11 protein-coding genes are annotated in these 15,909 nt (G+C 68.2%); 7 read left to right on the top strand and 4 right to left on the bottom strand.

Annotation, left to right across the window (positions count from 1 at the left end; all coding sequences use genetic code 11):
* Positions 1-107: 107 nt before the first annotated feature.
* On the bottom strand, positions 108-1,217 hold the full coding sequence (locus LQ566_RS07290; RefSeq protein ID WP_231090948.1) for a LacI family DNA-binding transcriptional regulator: 1,110 nt from the start codon (positions 1,215-1,217) through the stop codon (positions 108-110).
* Positions 1,218-1,485: 268 nt separating this feature from the next.
* Between LQ566_RS07290 and LQ566_RS07285 the strand changes: the two genes are divergently transcribed.
* A complete protein-coding gene (locus LQ566_RS07285) occupies positions 1,486-5,223 on the top strand; it encodes an SdrD B-like domain-containing protein (protein ID WP_231090947.1) in 3,738 nt (1,245 codons plus the stop codon).
* Positions 5,224-5,399: 176 nt separating this feature from the next.
* Here LQ566_RS07285 and LQ566_RS07280 read toward each other — a convergent pair whose 3' ends face one another.
* The 3 genes from LQ566_RS07280 to LQ566_RS07270 form a co-directional block, all read right to left on the bottom strand.
* Positions 5,400-6,941: a helix-turn-helix transcriptional regulator gene (locus tag LQ566_RS07280; protein WP_231090946.1), complete on the bottom strand. Its 1,542-nt coding sequence runs from the start codon at positions 6,939-6,941 to the stop codon at positions 5,400-5,402.
* Positions 6,942-7,058: 117 nt separating this feature from the next.
* The gene (locus LQ566_RS07275) at positions 7,059-7,931 is read right to left on the bottom strand and encodes a PhzF family phenazine biosynthesis protein (protein ID WP_231090945.1); all 873 of its coding nucleotides are present in this window, start codon (positions 7,929-7,931) and stop codon (positions 7,059-7,061) included.
* A gap of 240 nt (positions 7,932-8,171) precedes the next feature.
* Positions 8,172-9,470, bottom strand: a complete 1,299-nt coding sequence (locus LQ566_RS07270) for a glycoside hydrolase family 125 protein (RefSeq protein WP_231090944.1) — start codon at positions 9,468-9,470, stop codon at positions 8,172-8,174.
* 165 nt (positions 9,471-9,635) lie between these two features.
* Here LQ566_RS07270 and LQ566_RS07265 point away from each other — a divergent pair, with 165 nt between their 5' ends.
* From LQ566_RS07265 to LQ566_RS07240, 6 genes are all read left to right on the top strand, one after another.
* Positions 9,636-10,412 carry a hypothetical protein gene (locus LQ566_RS07265; RefSeq protein ID WP_231090943.1) on the top strand — a complete coding sequence of 259 codons (777 nt, stop codon included), beginning with the start codon at positions 9,636-9,638 and terminating at the stop codon, positions 10,410-10,412.
* A 116-nt stretch (positions 10,413-10,528) separates the two neighbouring features.
* Positions 10,529-10,741, top strand: coding sequence for a heavy-metal-associated domain-containing protein (locus LQ566_RS07260; RefSeq protein ID WP_231090942.1), 213 nt, complete (start codon positions 10,529-10,531; stop codon positions 10,739-10,741).
* Complete coding sequence (locus LQ566_RS07255; protein WP_231090941.1) at positions 10,741-11,673, top strand: DUF8832 domain-containing protein; 933 nt, start codon at positions 10,741-10,743, stop codon at positions 11,671-11,673. Before LQ566_RS07260 ends, LQ566_RS07255 begins: the two co-directional genes overlap by 1 nt.
* A 36-nt stretch (positions 11,674-11,709) precedes the next feature.
* A complete protein-coding gene (locus tag LQ566_RS07250; RefSeq protein WP_231090940.1) occupies positions 11,710-13,971 on the top strand; it encodes a heavy metal translocating P-type ATPase in 2,262 nt (753 codons plus the stop codon).
* Between the two features lie 25 nt (positions 13,972-13,996).
* The gene (locus LQ566_RS07245) at positions 13,997-14,251 is read left to right on the top strand and encodes a YHS domain-containing protein (protein ID WP_231090939.1); all 255 of its coding nucleotides are present in this window, start codon (positions 13,997-13,999) and stop codon (positions 14,249-14,251) included.
* A 186-nt stretch (positions 14,252-14,437) separates the two neighbouring features.
* Positions 14,438-15,850, top strand: coding sequence for an MFS transporter (locus LQ566_RS07240; RefSeq protein WP_231090938.1), 1,413 nt, complete (start codon positions 14,438-14,440; stop codon positions 15,848-15,850).
* The last annotated feature ends 59 nt before the right edge of the window (positions 15,851-15,909 follow it).

The raw sequence follows: 15,909 nt of genomic DNA, 5'->3' as shown, positions 1-15,909 counted from the left end.
CGCGGATCCGCGGCTCGCGGTTATGCGCATAAACGTTTATGCGCATAACTTACGATGAGGCGCTCATCGAGCGCAAGCCCGGGTTGGTGGTTCGTCCTCGCCGCGGGTCAGCAGCCGCAGCTGCCGCGGGTCATCAGCGAGACCCCGAGCGTCACCGTGGGCTTGGCCGTGGGCTCCGACATCAGCAGATGCGCGGCGACGCGGCCCATGAGCTCGAATTGCTGGCGGACGGTCGTCAGCTGCGGCTGGCACAGCTGAGCGGCGAGCACGTCATCGAAGCCCGTCACCAGCACGTCGTCCGGAACGCGCAGCCCCGCCGCATGCAGGGTGTCCATTGCCACCAGCGCCGATTGGTCGCTGCCGCAGACCAGGGCATCCGGCAGTTCACCCGCTCGCGCTGCCCGTTCCACCGCGGGGAGGGCCGGATCGATGTCGAGACTGTGCTGGTCGAGGACATGCATCGCGAGGCCGGGGTGCATGTCGACGGCCTCTTCGAACGCGCTGAAACGCTCGCTGAAGTCGAACTGGCCAGAGGTCTCGCCGACCCAGCCGAGAGAGCGCGCCCCGTGCACGGTGACCAGATGATCCACGATGTCGCGCATGCCGCTGCGATTGTCGGAGTTCACCTGTGCGGTGCGCGGATCAGGTCGGCTGCTGAACAACACGACGGGGCGACCGCCGAGAAGCTCGAGCAGTTCGTCCGTGTCCGAGCGGCCCGGAAAGATCGCCAGCCCGTCGACGCGCCCCGCGGTGCTCGCCACATCGGACTGGTCGGTGCCGCCCTGGCTCAGCACGACCGGCCGCCCGCGATCACGACACTCGATCACGAACCCACGCTGGATCTCGTCGACGTAGAGCGGGAACACCCGCGGGTCGTGGTCAGCGGTGTTCGCCGCGGGGAACCACGCGGGGGCAGCGCCCTGCTGAGCGTCGGACACGATGGAGGAGAGCAGCTCCGATCCGGCGGCCTCGGTGGCCGCCTGCCGCTGCGGCAGCAGCAGGTGGAACAGGTGCAGCCCGAGAGCGCCGGTGGAGCCGTGCGCGAGGGAGCGGGCCGATCCGCTGGGGGCGTAGCCGAGTTCGCGCGCCGCTGTCAGGACCAGCTCGCGGGTCTCCGGGCGGATTCGATCGGGCCGGCGGAACGAGTGCGAGACCGTGGCGATGGAGACACCGGCACGCTCGGCGACGTCGTACACCGTGGGTCGTTTGGCTCCCATTCGCCGCTTCCCTTCGCATCCGGCCCCGTAGGCGGAGCGACTGAAGTCTATTCCGGGCTGCGGAGCGAGCGCCCGTGCGCGCCGAGCTCCATCACCGCGGTATGCATTATGCGCACGCCAGGGTGAATTCGGTCCGAAACGAACACCGAGCCGGCGAGCCACGGCGAAAGTGAAGATGTCTGGTCGTGCGCCCTGCGCGGCCGGCGCATCCACCCGACCTCCGCTGAATCCGATCGGCGTCGCAGGTCGGATTTACAGGGGAGTAACAATGAGCCATGCATTCGGCGTGCCCGCACGCCCATCGCCGGCAGGAGCGCGCAGGTGGCTGGCGGCCGCCCTCGCGCTGCTGCTGGCACTCGGATCCATCATCGGAATGTCCGTCGCGGCGCACGCGGCGACGGCGGGAATCACATCCACGCTCCTGCTCAACGGGGCCACCTACAACGGCACACCCGTGGTCGCCGAAGGTGACCGGCTGACGTTGCGTGTGCAGTACAACGACGCGGTGGCACCGGGAAGCACCGTGGTGTTCGATCTCGGCACGAACGTGTCCGTGACCGGGGTCCCCGCAGGCAACACCGCCATCGCGGGGGTCGTCCAGGACGGCAACACCGTTTCGGTCACCTTCGCAGATCCCTGGCCCGCGGATGTGAATCAGGGCGTGTTCGATCTGATGCTGACGGTGAAGTCCGTCGAGCACAGTTCCGAGGAGACGGTCAGCTGGCGCATCGACGGCGAGGAGAACTCGGTACGTGTCATCGTCCGCGATGCAGATGACGATTTCGCCAACGTCTCGGAGAGCTACGCGAAGAGCGTCTCGCCCGGCAACCTCGACAGCTTCGTCGTGGTCGAGGACGGCGTCGTCAGCCTCAAGCCCACCATCGTCGATCAGGTTCTGACGTACGCGCTCAACATCAGCACCCCGGTGGCTCGCCCGGGCTTCGCGCTCGGTGATCAGCTCCCGGCCGGACTCGCCTATGTCGATGACTCCTTCTCCTTCACCCAGACCACGTGGGACGCGCAGGGCCTGAATCGGCGGATGTCCGCGGCGGAAGGCATCACACCGGTGATTGAGGGCAACGCGTTCACCTGGACCACGGACCTGCCGGGGCCGTCCATCACGCGCCTGACCTACGCGGTCACGGTGAGCGATCCGGAGATCCTCGTCGCCGCACTGCAGGCGAAGTACGACGCGCTGCCGAACGGCATCGGAGCTTTCGAGACCTCGCTCGTCAACACGGCCACCTTCGGCGGCGACGAGCACACCCGTACCGCGGGCGTTCGCGTCCGCGGTAGCGTGGCTGACCCGAATCCCGGCCCCAACCTGGGCGCCGCATTCGCGAAGAACGCCTCATGGGACGCCCGCAACGTCGTGACCGCCGAGGACGGCACGCTGACCCCGCCGGCGGAGATCGTCTACGGGCTGAAGGCCGATCTCCGGGGCTGGGACGGAACCAATCCCAACAAGCAGCTGAACCGTAACGTCGTCATCAGCGACGTCCTGCCCCCGCAGGCGGTCTGGCTGGCCGGGACGGATGACTTCATCACGGCCGACGGAGGACTGACGCTGACGCGGGCCGCCTCCTGCCCGGCGGATGTCACCGGCTTCTCCGCTGATCAGTTCGTGAACCAGTACTGCGTCGACGGGCAGCGCCTGCTGATCAACGTGGGCAAGGACTCTGCGCTGGCTGCGAACATCTCCGTCCGGGCGCAGGTGACCACCGTCGCCGGACTGGCGCAGGCGGGGTGGACGCCCGTGAAGGGTGGTGTCCCGTACCTGCTGCGCAACTCGGCGGACTTCACGTACCGTGACGGCGCCCCGTTCACGCGGACCCGGGATGTCACCGTGGTGGTGCTTCCCCAGGGCGAGGAAGGAATCAACGACCCGAGCGCCTTCACCAAGTCGGGCACCGCGAAGGACACGACGGTGAACCCCGGCGAGCGGGTCGCGGTCGACTACACGTTCGCGGTGACCGCCGGCGCCGGCGTCGACGCGCGCACCAGCCGCATCGTCGATCAGGTGGACGCCACGGTCTTCGACACCCGGGACCTCGCCTCCGTCGACGTCACGGGCACCTACGACTGGCAGCGGCTCGCGGCATCCGACTTCGCCCTCAGCACCGACGGCGACGGCAACCTGATCATCGAGCTCAGTGACGCGGGCAAGTCCGTCGTGGCCCAGCGTGGACCCGACAAGGACTACCGGGTCTCCATCACGCTGACCACGCGCCCGTTCGATGGCAAGGAGACCAAGGAGATCAAGAACAAGGCGGTCCTCTTCGGCTCCGACGACAAGCCGGTGTACTGGTCGGACACCGAGACCGAAGCCACGTCGTACGGGGATGAGGCCGAGGTACGCAAGCGCGTCTTCGATCGCTCCAGCCAGGAGTGGGTGCAGACGCTGAAGGCGGCGATGGACGGCCACGGCAACCTGGTGGAGGACACGTATGTCTACCGCGTGGAGTTCATTCCGCACGGCAGCTACAACCATGTGACCATCGTCCCGGTCGATGACGTCCTGCCGCAGGGGACAGAGTTCCTCGGCTTCGTGACCGCGGAGGATGCCGCGACGGCGAACGCGCCCGCCGCCGGACCGGTCGAACTGGGCGGCAACCTCGTGGCCTCGTACGATGCCACCGCCCGAACGGTGTCGATCAGCCAGAAGGAGGGAACCCTGCTGGATTCCGCGGTCGCGATCCCGGCGTACTTCGCCGTGCGCGTCACCGACGCGAGCACACCCGTCGTGAACCGGATCGGCAGCACGTTCGCCGAGGTCGTCCCCGTGAAGTCCGTGTCCGTGGGTGACTTCGTCTGGGTCGACACCAATCTCGACGGTCGGCAGGACGAGGGCGAGCCCGGCATCCCCGGTGTGGTGCTCACACTCGTGGGGCCCGACGGCGAGCCGGTGACGGACGTCCATGGCAACCCGGTCGCCCCGGTGACCACCGGAGACCACGGCGAGTACACCTTCGCAGATCTGCCCGCGCTCACCGGCGGCGAGGTGTACACCGTCCGGATCGATCGCGACGCGTCGGAGGAGGCGCTTCGCCCCTACGTCCCCACGGTGGCGAGCAGCGGTGATCGTGCCGGCGACTCGTCGACGTGGGAGGCCACGACCGAGCCGGGTGACCTTCACGATGACGGCGACCGCGACCCCACCCTCGACTTCGGGTTCGTCTCCAAGACGTACGCGATCGGTGACTTCGTGTGGATCGACATCGACAAGGACGGCGCGCAGGGCGCCGGGGAACAGCCGCTCGCTGGTGTCACCGTCGAGCTGATCCGCGACGGCGAGGTCATCGCGGATACGGAGACGGACGCGCACGGCCGATACGTCTTCGACGAACTCCCCGCCGGAACGTACAGCGTCCGCTTCACGCTGACCGCGGAGCAGGCAAAGCTCTACCGCTTCACCAGCTGGGAGGCGGGAGCGGACGGGAGCCGCGACTCGAACGCGGATCCGGCGAGCGGGCTGACTCGCTCGTTCCTGCTCGACGACACCAACTCCGCGCTCGTGCGGGAGTACGAACACCGGGACATCCGCGCCACGGAGGGCATCGACCCCACCTGGGATGCGGGCGTGATCGTGATCGACCCGCCCGTGGAGCCCTCGCCTGAGCCGACTCCCACGCCTACGCCGGAGCCGACGGTGACGCCGGAGCCGACTCCCACGCCGGAGCCCACTCCGACGCCGGAGCCCACTCCGACGCCGGAGCCGACCACGACGCCGGAGCCGACTACGACGCCGGAGCCGACTACGACGCCGGAGCCGACTACGATGCCGGAGCCGACTACGACGCCGGAGCCGACTACGATGCCGGAGCCGACGGTAACCCCGGAGCCGGTGCCGTCCGACTCCTCGTCGCCGAGCCCCGTGACGACGCGTCCGGCACTTCCGTCGACCGGTGCGCCCCTTCCCCTCGCGGCAGGGGGACTCGGGCTGCTCGCGGTGCTGGTCGGACTGACCCTGACCGTGGCGCGCGTGCGCAGCCGGAGAGTCGGGTAGGCCTGTGCGGGGCGATGGCTGTCGTCGCCCCGCACAGATGAGCTGGTCGCGCCGGTGGCTGTGACCAGCCTGTGCCGGGGTCTTCCCCCACCCTCGGCACGGGTATGGCCGGGAGAATTCCCGGCCATACCCCTTTCATATTTGTCGGCGATCACTCCCGGGCGATCGAATTCGGCTCACGCCCACCCTTCGAGCCGTGCGCGATGAACTGCTTCCTCCCGGGAGGAAACATCCAGCTTCTTGTAGAGGCGGGTGATGTGCGATTTGAGTGTGTTCAGCGAAATGTACTGCTGTGCGGCGATCTCATTCCGGGAGAGATCAGTGGCGAGCAATTCGATGATCTCCCTTTCCCTATTCGTGAGCGAAACCGCATCGGAATTCGCGGGTTCCGGTACCTCCTCGGTCGGTGAGGCGATATGAGGCCACCCGGGGATCTCGGACTCCGCCAGCGCCTGGATCTTCGGCGAGAACATCGCTGCCTCTTCGGCGCGTACGCCCTCTTCGACCTTCATCGCAGACATGAGGGCGGTGATTGTCGAGCGTCTCTTCTGGAGGGCCTCGAACACGTCCGCGAGGATGGCCTGTCGATAGAGGTGCACCTTTCGGAGTGCTGTGTCCGTGTCGACGGCGGAGGCGGCCTTCACCGCGTTTTTCGCGCGGCCGTCGGCGAGTTCCCCACGTGCGCTGAGCAGTTGCGTAAAGGCGAACTCCGGATCGGCCTGTGCGAGGAACATCCCCGCCTCCCGCGTGTTCCCCTGGCGCAGGTGCATGTCCGCGCGCACCAGCGGGAAGACGCTGCCCGTGAGTCCTTCGCCCTCGACCCGGGGAAATCCGAGCTGCTCGAACACGGCGATCTGCTGCTTGAGGGTGTGCGTGTCGGCGGGCGCGCGCATCACGTGGTGCATGCACAGGACGTAGAAGGGCCACATCTCGCCGACATCGCGGATCTCGATGGATCGCAGGATCGCACGGCCGGATGACCGATCCGGTGCGAGTCGCGCGTGCGTGAGGGCGATGTGGGCATCGATCAGCGGCTCCGCCCAGCTGATCGTGCGCGGGAGCTGTGCGGCTTCGTCCAGCAGGGCGCGCGCCTCGGCGGAGTCGCCGAAGAAGGCGTGGATCAGCGCCGACTTCACCAGGGCGTCGCGAGTCAGGAAGACGAGTTCCGGGATGACCGGGTGGATACGTGCCGCGAGGAGGTAGCGCAGTGCCTCGGGGAAGCGCCCGGCCAGCATCGCGGTGATTCCGCATTGAAGGGAGAGGACCAGCTGCAGTCCCGCCGTGGTGTCGAACAGCGGGGTGATCCGCAGGGCGCTCTCCTCCAGCTCGCGCAGGAGGTCTGCGGCGACGTGAGCTCGCCCGCGCAGCCGGAGATCGATCACCCGCGCCGTGCGAACCACGGCGAGGGCGATCGAGTCGTGTGAGCCGACGAGGGCGTGCAGTGTCTCAGGCGAGATCTGGGCGGAATCGCCGGCGGTCACGAAGAGGTGGAGCTGCTGAGCAAGCGGTGTCTGTTCCGCACCGCTGGCGATTGCGCCTTCGAGTATGGAACGCAGCCGCTCCGGCCGGAGTCCGTACCATATGGCCGGGCCCTGATTACGGATGAGCGTCAGCGCGCCATCGTAATCCCCTGCAGCGGCGTCTCTGGTGACCTGATCACAGAGGTGCTGCAGTTCATCCCCGGACATGGCGATTTTCGGGATTTCGCTATGTACCATGCATTTAGTTTATGGGACAGGGTTCTTCCTCCGGTTGCGGGAGGCATAGGAATAGCGCCGGAATTGGTATACATTTCGCGGCCGGATATGGTCCGCCGACGTTCGGATGAATAGCGTTCAGACGATCGGGGGTATCGGCCGGGCGCCGCCGGTGACGGTGATCCCACCGCTCGGAGGAATCTGCACCGTCAGCAGACTCGGCCGCCCCACATGGCTGCCCTGGTGGATCCGCACGGTGCCATCGGCAGGGACGCTCGCGATGGCGCGCAGGTAGGCGCCGGTGGCTGCTGCGGCCGAACCCGTGGCGGGGTCTTCGGTGATCCGGCCGACGGGGAAGATGTTGCGCGCGAGGAACTCGGATTCCGACTGCCGATGCAGCACGGTGATCGTGCCGCTCCACCCCTGCTCGCGCATGAGACGGGCGACAGGTTCGGGCGAGAAGCGGAACTGATGGAATAGCTCGGCGTCGCGCAGCACGATCATCGGGTGCCAGTTGCCGGCATAGGCCTCCCGAGCCGGGTAGTCACTGTCCAGGTCATCGGCATCGAGGCCGAAGAGCGCAAGGGTCCGTGCGAGGACGTCGGCGTCGAGGTCCCGGACGTCGGGTTCCACGCTCGTGAAAGCGATGTTCACACCGTGGTCGCCGCGCGTCGCTTCCACGGTCACGTCGCCGGCCCGCGTCTGGAACGTCATCGTCCCCGTCCCGTCCCGCTCGGCGAGCACCACGGCGCTCGCCACCGTGGCGTGCCCGCAGAACGGCACCTCCGCGCTCGGCGACCAGTAGCGGATGGCGTAGCGGCGTTCGCCTTCATCGTCGTTGCGCGCTCCCACGAACGCGGTCTCCGAGTATCCGACCTCGGCGGCGATGCGCAGCATGTCTGCATCTTCCAGCGCCTCGGCATCGAGGACGACCCCTGCCGGGTTACCGCCCTCGGGTGTTGCGGCGAAGGCCGAATAGCGGAGGATCTGCGGCGCGGGCACGGCACTCATGCGACGAGCCTACTCAGGCGCAGTCCCCCAGTCGCCGCGCGCCGTGGTCGCCGCGGTCGGTGGCCGAGCCGTGGTCGGTCGCCGCGAGCCGTGGTCGCCGCGGGCCGTGGTCTCAGCATCTGCCGTTCGCGACTGCGGTGCGGCCACTTTCTGAGACCGGTCGGTGGTGTGGTCTCGCGGGATGCAGCGACGGGGAGCGCGTCGTGCACTCTCTGAGACCACGAGGTGGGCCGGCCCGGCTCACGATGTCCGGGCGTCCTCCGCCACCTGGAGGGCCAGCTCGCAGAACATGGAGTCCGCCCACGAGAACCACGGGCGGGAGAACTGCGACGGATCATCGACATCGACGCTCTCGTGGATGTGACCGGTGCCGCCGTCGGAGGCGGCGATGAGATCCAGCATCCGGACGCGCTCGTCGGCCGTTCCCACCAGGCCCTGGACCGCCAGTGCGATCGGCCACACCCGCCCCGGAAGGGAGTGCGGGCTGCCGATACCCCGCAGCACGCTCCCGCTGTACCAGTAGGGGTTCGCCGGGCCGAGGATCACGGCGCGCGTGGCCTCCCAGACCTCGCGGTCGATCAGGTCGGGCGCGATGAGGGGCAGGGACAGCAGCGAGGGAGTGTTCGCATCGTCCATGATGAGCACGCCGCCGCGCCCGTCGACCTCGTATGCGTAGATCGGCGCGCCCTCCGGGCCTTCGACGATGCCGTGCGCACGCACTCCGTCACGGATCTCGGTGGAGAGCGCCTCAGCGGCCTCCGCGAGCTGCGCATCGCCGAGCACGTCGCGAGCGATCGCGGAGATCGCGCGCAGGGCCTGCGCCGCGAACAGATTCGCGGGGATGTTGTACCCGTAGGTGCACGCGTCGTCCGAGGGGCGGAACCCGCCCCACGTCATGCCGGTGCGGGCGACTTCGGACCCGCGCCCCTCCCGGATCAGGGTCTCGGTGGGGATCGTGGTCGAGCGCTCGAACCGGTATGGCGAACGATCGTGGTCCTGCTCGAGACGGAGCTGGGCGACGATCGTCCGCAGCACCTGATGCAGATCGTCGTCGATGAAGGCGGTGCGGCCGGTGCGCTGCCACAGGGTGTGCGCCAAGGTCGCGGGGTAGCAGAGGCTGTCGATCTCGTACTTCTGCTCCCAGACGTTCGGATCGTCGCAGACATCCTCCGGGTCGTAGTGCGCGCCGGTCGGCCCGTCGTTGAAGGCGTTGGCGTAGGAGTCGTGCGCGATGAAGCCGAACTGCCGGCGCACTACAGCCTCGACCAGGTCGGCCAGCTGCGCGCTGCGATCGAGGTAGCGCAAGTATGGCGTGAGCTGGGTGGTGGAATCGCGCAGCCACATCGCCGGGATGTCGCCCGTGATGATGAACACGCGGCCGGACTCATCGAAGCCGACGGTATCGGTCAGGGTGCGCAGCAGCGCTGCCTCGACCAGATCCCCGATGCGCGCACCGCTCACCCGCCGCGTCTCGTCTGCGGCGCTGCGGACGATCTCCCGGGTCTCGGCATTCGGAACGAACGGGATCCTGGTGCTCATCGAGTGCATCCTCCACAGTCTGTCATCGCATTATGGCCGGGACCGCGCGCCCGTGTCGCCTGACCGCGAGACTTCCGTCTGCGGGCGAGAACCGGCGCAACCCGGCGGTTGTCGCCCACGGTGGAAGTCTCGCGGCGGATTCGGCGACGTCCGTAGGATGCACGCATGTCCTCCGCACCCGGCACCATCGACCTTCCCGACCCTCGCCAGGGTGGCATCGACCGCTACAGCGTGGCGATCATCACGCAACCCGCATCGCTGACGGAGCTCCTTGCCGCGGTCGTGCGGATCGGTGAAGGGCAGCAGGGCCGGACTTTCGCCCTTCTCGATGATGCGGATCAGTGCCTCTACACCAGCGGTCACGCCATCAATGGGCATGACCTCGATACCGGAGTGACATATCCGGAGGACGATTCCGCCGCGGCGGTCGACCAGTATGAGGCGGAGCTGTTCGCCGCCGTGCTGTCGGCGTTGCGGGGGTCCGACCCTGAGGCGGCGTGGGCGAGCATCCCGGAGGGGTTCGCGACCGACGCGGGTGACATTGACGCGCTGGTGTCGCTCCATCGCGACCCGTCCCCGCTGCTGGAGGCGGCGCACGTCGTGCAGCGGGTGCCGGAGGCGAGCGTCGACGGCCCGCTGGCCGACGTTCCCAACGGATACTTCAGCGGCGACTGGACACCGTTTCAGAGCCTCGCCGTGACACGGCGCCTGCATGAGCGCCACGGCTACGAACCCTGGGCGATCGGGGCGCGCACCCTCGCCTTCCACCGGCCCGTGGATGCGCCGGCGCTCAACGTCGACGCCCTGATCGCCGACCTCCAGCACCTGTATGGACAGCCGGAGTCCCCGGCCTGGGGCGAGCTGGCGGAACTCCTGCGATCGTCGACGTTCCTGGTTCTCGGCTACACCGAGGACTTCGCCGAACTGGTGACGGTGGTCTGACCTCGCGGCGGAGTGATTCGGTGATCCTCGACGGTTGAGCGAATACCCCCCTAGGGTATATGGTTGACCGAGAGGTACCCCGGTGGGGTACGGCTACGCAGATGAAGGAGAACGAGATGACCACCACGAGCGAGTTCCAGGTGACCGGCATGACCTGCGGGCACTGCGAGATGGCGATCCGGTCCGAGGTCGCTCGGATCCCCGGCGTCGACGACATCGACGTGAGCGCCCAGACGGGCAAGCTCGTCGTGTCGAGTGCCACGCCGCTCGATGACGCCGTGATCCTCGCCGCCGTCGACGAGGCGGGGTACGAGGCGGTGCGCATCTGATGAACACCCCCGCGCGCCTCGGGCTGTACGGCGCCGGTCTCCTCGCGGTGTTCGGCGTCGCATTCGCCGCCGGGGGAGTCCTGGTGCCCGATGCAACCGTCGCCGCCTGGCAGCACAGCGCCGCCTACGGCGCCACCCATACCCCCGACCCTTCCGCCAGCACCACACAGGAGGCAGATGTGAACGGCACGTCCATCGCCCAGGCCGGCTTCACTCTCAGCGAGATCCAGGCTCCCCTCACCGTCGGCGAGGAGGGCACGCTCTCCTTTGCCATCGTGGATCGTGACGGAACGGCGGTCACCGAATACGAGCGTGCGCACGGCAAGGACCTGCACCTCATCGTCGTCCGCAGTGACGGTGCCGGCTATCGCCACGTGCATCCGATCCTGGACGCGACGACCGGCACGTGGTCGCTGCCCTGGACGTGGGAGCGCGCCGGCACCTATCGCGTGTACGCAGACTTCACGAGCGGAGGCACCAGCGTGACGCTGTCGCGTTTCGTGACCGCCGGCGGCGAGCTCACCCCGGAGCCCCGCACGAGCGTCGTCACCGACACGCGGGTCGACGGCATCGACGTCTCTGTCAGCGGTGAACTCGTCGCGGGGGCGGCGAGCGACCTCACCATCGACATCACCCGCAACGGCGCACCCGTCACCGAGCTGGAGCCCTACCTCGGCGCGTTCGGCCACCTTGTGGCGTTGCGGGACGGCGATCTCGCGTACTTGCACGTCCATGCGCACGGGGAGGAGCCCGCGCCGGGCGAGACCTCGGGGCCCACGGTGAGTTTCACCGCGCAGGCTCCCACCGCCGGCCGCTACCTCCTCTACCTGGACTTCCAGGTGGCGGGAACGGTCCACACGGCCGAGCTCGTGATGGACGCGGTCGCCGGTACCACGGACACGAGCACGGATGCCGGCCATGGCGGTCACTGATCGGATCATCGGCGGCACGTACGAGGAGAAGGAGTCATGACGGATCTGCAGCAGGCCGGGTCCAGCGTCGAGCTGGAGATCGGCGGCATGACCTGCGCTTCGTGCGCGATGCGCATCGAGAAGAAGCTGAACAAGCTCGACGGTGTCAGCGCCACGGTGAACTACGCCACCGAGAAGGCGAAGGTCACCGCGCCCGCGGGGTACGACCCCGCCCTGCTGATCGCGGAGGTCGAGAAGACCGGCTACACCGCCGTCCTTCCGGCCCCGCCGCGCGGCGATGACCCCGTGAATGACGCGGAAGCCCCGGATGCGGAACTCACCTCCCTGCGTCACCGGCTGATCGGCTCGATCGTGCTCACGGTGCCGGTCATCGCGATGGCGATGATCCCGGTGCTCCAGTTCACGTACTGGCAGTGGCTGTCGCTCGCGCTCGCGGGACCGGTCATCATCTGGGCGGCGTGGCCGTTCCACAAGGCCGCGTGGATCAATCTGCGTCACGGCGCCGCCACGATGGACACGTTGATCTCGATGGGAACGCTGTCGGCGTTGCTCTGGTCGCTGTACGCGCTGTTCTTCGGGACGGCCGGTGTCGCCGGGATGACGCACCCGTTCGAGCTGACCGTCGCGCCGAGCGATGGCGCCGCGAATATCTATCTGGAGGTCGGCGCCGGCGTCACCATGTTCATCCTCGCGGGCCGCTACTTCGAGAAGCGGTCCAAGCGGCGGGCGGGTGCCGCCCTTCGAGCGCTGCTCGAGCTCGGTGCGAAGGACGTGGCGGTCATCCGTGGCGGGGTGGAGACCCGCATCCCCACGACCGACCTCACTGTCGGCGACGAATTCGTCGTGCGGCCGGGGGAGAAGATCGCCACCGACGGCGTGATCGTGTCGGGCAGCTCTGCCGTGGATGCCTCCATGCTCACCGGGGAATCGGTGCCGGTGGAGGTCGCGGAAGGCGATGAGGTCACGGGAGCCACCGTGAACGCGGGTGGCCGTCTCGTGGTGCGAGCCACGCGGGTCGGATCCGACACGCAGCTCTCGCAGATGGCGCGACTCGTCGAGGATGCGCAGTCCGGAAAAGCTGAGGTCCAGCGCCTCGCTGATCGGGTGTCGGGCATCTTCGTACCGATCGTGATCGCGATCGCAGTCGGCACGCTGGCGGCCTGGCTTGGCGCGGGATTCCCGGTGTCGGCGGCGTTCACGGCCGCGGTCGCGGTGCTGATCATCGCGTGCCCCTGCGCCCTCGGCCTCGCCACCCCCACGGCGCTGCTCGTCGGCACCGGGCGCGGTGCGCAGCTGGGCATCCTCATCAAGGGTCCGGAGGTGCTCGAATCCACGCGGAAGGTCGACACGATCGTGCTCGACAAGACGGGCACCGTGACCACCGGCCGCATGACCCTCACCGATGTGCTCCTGGAGGAGGGCGTCGAGCGCGCCGAACTGCTGAGGCTCGCGGGAGCGGTGGAGGACGCCTCCGAGCATCCGATCGCGCAGGCCGTCGCGAAGGCGGCCAGGCAGGAGCTCGGCACGCTCCCCATCGTGGAGGGGTTTCAGAACCTGGAGGGCACGGGCGTGCAGGGCATCGTCGATGGTCACGCGGTGATCGTCGGCCGGACCTCCCTGCTCGCCGACTGGGCCCAGTACCTCTCCGCAGACCTCGCCGCGGCGAAGGAGATTGCCGAAAGACAGGGCAAGACGGCGATCGCGGTGGGGTGGGACGGGGAGGCCCGCGGCGTGCTCGTGATCGCCGACACCCTCAAGCCCACCAGCGCCGAGGCCATTGCGCAGTTCCGTGAACTCGGGCTGACCCCCGTGCTCCTCACTGGCGACAACGCGGCCGTGGCCGCGCAGATCGCGGCGGAAGTGGGCATCACCGAGGTGATCGCCGAAGTGCTGCCGCAGGACAAGGTCGACGTCATCACCCGCCTCCAGAAGGAGGGCAAAGTCGTGGCCATGGTGGGCGACGGTGTCAACGACGCCGCAGCGCTCGCGCAGGCTGACCTCGGCCTCGCGATGGGGACGGGAGCCGATGTCGCCATCGAGGCCTCCGACATCACCCTCGTGCGTGGCGACCTGCGCAGCGCCGCCGATGCCATCCGGTTGTCGCGGCGCACGCTCGGCACGATCAAGGGCAACCTGTTCTGGGCGTTCGCGTACAACGTCGCGGCCATCCCCCTCGCCGCCCTCGGCCTGCTGAACCCGATGCTCGCCGGAGCCGCCATGGCGTTCTCCAGCGTGTTCGTCGTCGGCAACAGTCTCCGTCTCCGGTCCTTCCGGAGTCGAGCGACCACCGCCCCCTGAACCCCATCTCTGCGAAAGGAACCCCATGTCCGACTCGTCCGCAGCCTCCTGCTGCAGCATGCCCGCTCACGCCACCGTCTCCGCCGACGGGCGCGTCGATCTGCTGGCGACCTCCGGTGACCACGTCGAGTGTCCGGTGATGGGCGGCACCGTCGTCCGCGCGCAAGCGGAAGCGGCCGGCCTGTTCCGCGACTACGACGGCACGCGGTACTACTTCTGTTGCGCCGGTTGTGCCCCGCGCTTCGACGCCGATCCCGCGCGCTACGCGGCGGTCGCGTAACGCTCACACAACGCACGAGACCCCTGTCCGGTTCCTTCCGGGCAGGGGTCTCGTGCGTTCCGGTGTGCGGGGCGCCGCGGTCGAGCCGACGCGACGAGGTCGCGGCAGGACCGGGTTGCGTGGGAATACCATACCCCCCTAGGGTATTGAACGAAGCGAAGTCAATCTCGATCGAACGGAGCACCGGTGACCACGTCATCCTCAACAAGTACTGCGCGGTGGTGGGGGCTCGCCCTCATCGCCCTCGCCCAGTTCATGGTGATCATGGACTCATCCATCATCGGCGTGGCGTTGCCGCGCATGCAGGCCGATCTCGGTTTTACGCCGCACACCCTGTCGTGGGTCTTCAACGCCTATGTGATCGCGCTCGGCGGACTGCTGCTGCTCGGCGGCCGCCTCTCGGATCTCTACGGCCCTCGTCGCATGTTCGCCATCGGCTGGGTGGTTCTCGGAGCCGGCTCGCTGGTCGCGGGATTCGCCGGTGACGTCACCGTGGAGCTCATCGGGCGGGTGCTGCAGGGGATGGGCTCCGCGCTCATCGCCCCCGCGGCACTGACGCTCCTGATGATGCTCTTCGGCTCCAATCCAAAAGAACTCACGAAGGCGATGGCCTTCTATGGTGCGGCGGCTCCGGCGGGCGGTACCGCCGGAGTCTTCCTCGGCGGGGTGATCACCGAGTTCGCGTCGTGGCCGTGGGTGTTCTTCATCAATGTGCCGATCGCGATCCTTGTGTTGCTGGTGATGTGGAAGGCGCTGCCGGGTGGCAGGCTGGGCGCTCGCGGATCCGTCGATGTGATGGGCGCGCTGACTGTCACCCTCGGTCTCGCAGCCCTGGTCTACGGCATCGTTCGCGCCGAGGTGGCGGGCTGGGGCTCGGCCGAGACCTGGATCGCCGTCGGCGGCGGCATCGCGCTGCTCGTCGTGTTCGTCCTCGTGCAGCGCTCTCGTCGCGAACCTCTCATGCGCCTGTCGATCTTCCGCGCGACTAACCTCGGGGCGGCCAACCTCGCCCAGGTGATGCTGGGTGCCGCCTGGATCCCGATGTGGTTCTTCCTCAACCTGTACCTGCAGCAGGTGCTCGGCTTCTCGGCGTTCCCTGCCGGAGCGGCCCTGCTGCCCATGACCGTGCTGATCATGATCGGCATGATCGTGCTCGCACCGCGTATCATGTCCGCCCTCGGCCCGAAGGTCCCGATCGTGCTGGGCTTGATCATCCTGGCCGCCGGTCTCGGATGGATGGCGTTCATCCGCCCGGAGGGGAACTACTGGGTGGATGCGTTCGGTCCGTCACTCGTGGTGGCATTCGGTCAGGCGCTGGCGTTCATCCCGTCACTGCAGATCGCGATCTCCGCCGCTCCGCCGCAGGACGGCGGTCTCGCGTCCGGAATCGTCAACACCAGCTACCAGGTCGGCTCCGCGCTGGGGCTCGCCGTGGTGTCGGCCATCGCTGCCGGATTTGGCGCGGGAGAACTCGATGACCCGGTGGCCCTCACCACCGGGTACTCGGCTGCATTCATCGCCGCGGGGGCGATCGCGCTGCTCGGCGCGGGGGCCGTGGGAATCTTCTTCCGTGGGAAGAGCTCTGTCGGCGCGGTTTAATTCACTCGACGGCGGGCGGGGGATGCTCTCGCCCGCCGTCAGCGCTGGGCGGGGGTTGT

The organism is Microbacterium nymphoidis (assembly GCF_021044885.1).
In the GTDB taxonomy this organism is placed as follows: domain Bacteria; phylum Actinomycetota; class Actinomycetes; order Actinomycetales; family Microbacteriaceae; genus Microbacterium; species Microbacterium nymphoidis.
Note: the sequence above shows the minus strand (reverse complement) of the source record. Positions and strands in the feature narration are given on the sequence as shown.

Coding starts and splice junctions, on each gene's coding strand:
- LQ566_RS07285 (WP_231090947.1), top strand. CDS start 1,486: ATGAGCCATGCATTCGGCGTGCCCGCACGCCCATCGCCGGCAGGAGCG.
- LQ566_RS07275 (WP_231090945.1), bottom strand. CDS start 7,931: ATGAGTGCCGTGCCCGCGCCGCAGATCCTCCGCTATTCGGCCTTCGCC.
- LQ566_RS07260 (WP_231090942.1), top strand. CDS start 10,529: ATGACCACCACGAGCGAGTTCCAGGTGACCGGCATGACCTGCGGGCAC.
- LQ566_RS07245 (WP_231090939.1), top strand. CDS start 13,997: ATGTCCGACTCGTCCGCAGCCTCCTGCTGCAGCATGCCCGCTCACGCC.
- LQ566_RS07250 (WP_231090940.1), top strand. CDS start 11,710: ATGACGGATCTGCAGCAGGCCGGGTCCAGCGTCGAGCTGGAGATCGGC.
- LQ566_RS07290 (WP_231090948.1), bottom strand. CDS start 1,217: ATGGGAGCCAAACGACCCACGGTGTACGACGTCGCCGAGCGTGCCGGT.
- LQ566_RS07270 (WP_231090944.1), bottom strand. CDS start 9,470: ATGAGCACCAGGATCCCGTTCGTTCCGAATGCCGAGACCCGGGAGATC.
- LQ566_RS07255 (WP_231090941.1), top strand. CDS start 10,741: ATGAACACCCCCGCGCGCCTCGGGCTGTACGGCGCCGGTCTCCTCGCG.
- LQ566_RS07265 (WP_231090943.1), top strand. CDS start 9,636: ATGTCCTCCGCACCCGGCACCATCGACCTTCCCGACCCTCGCCAGGGT.
- LQ566_RS07280 (WP_231090946.1), bottom strand. CDS start 6,941: ATGGTACATAGCGAAATCCCGAAAATCGCCATGTCCGGGGATGAACTG.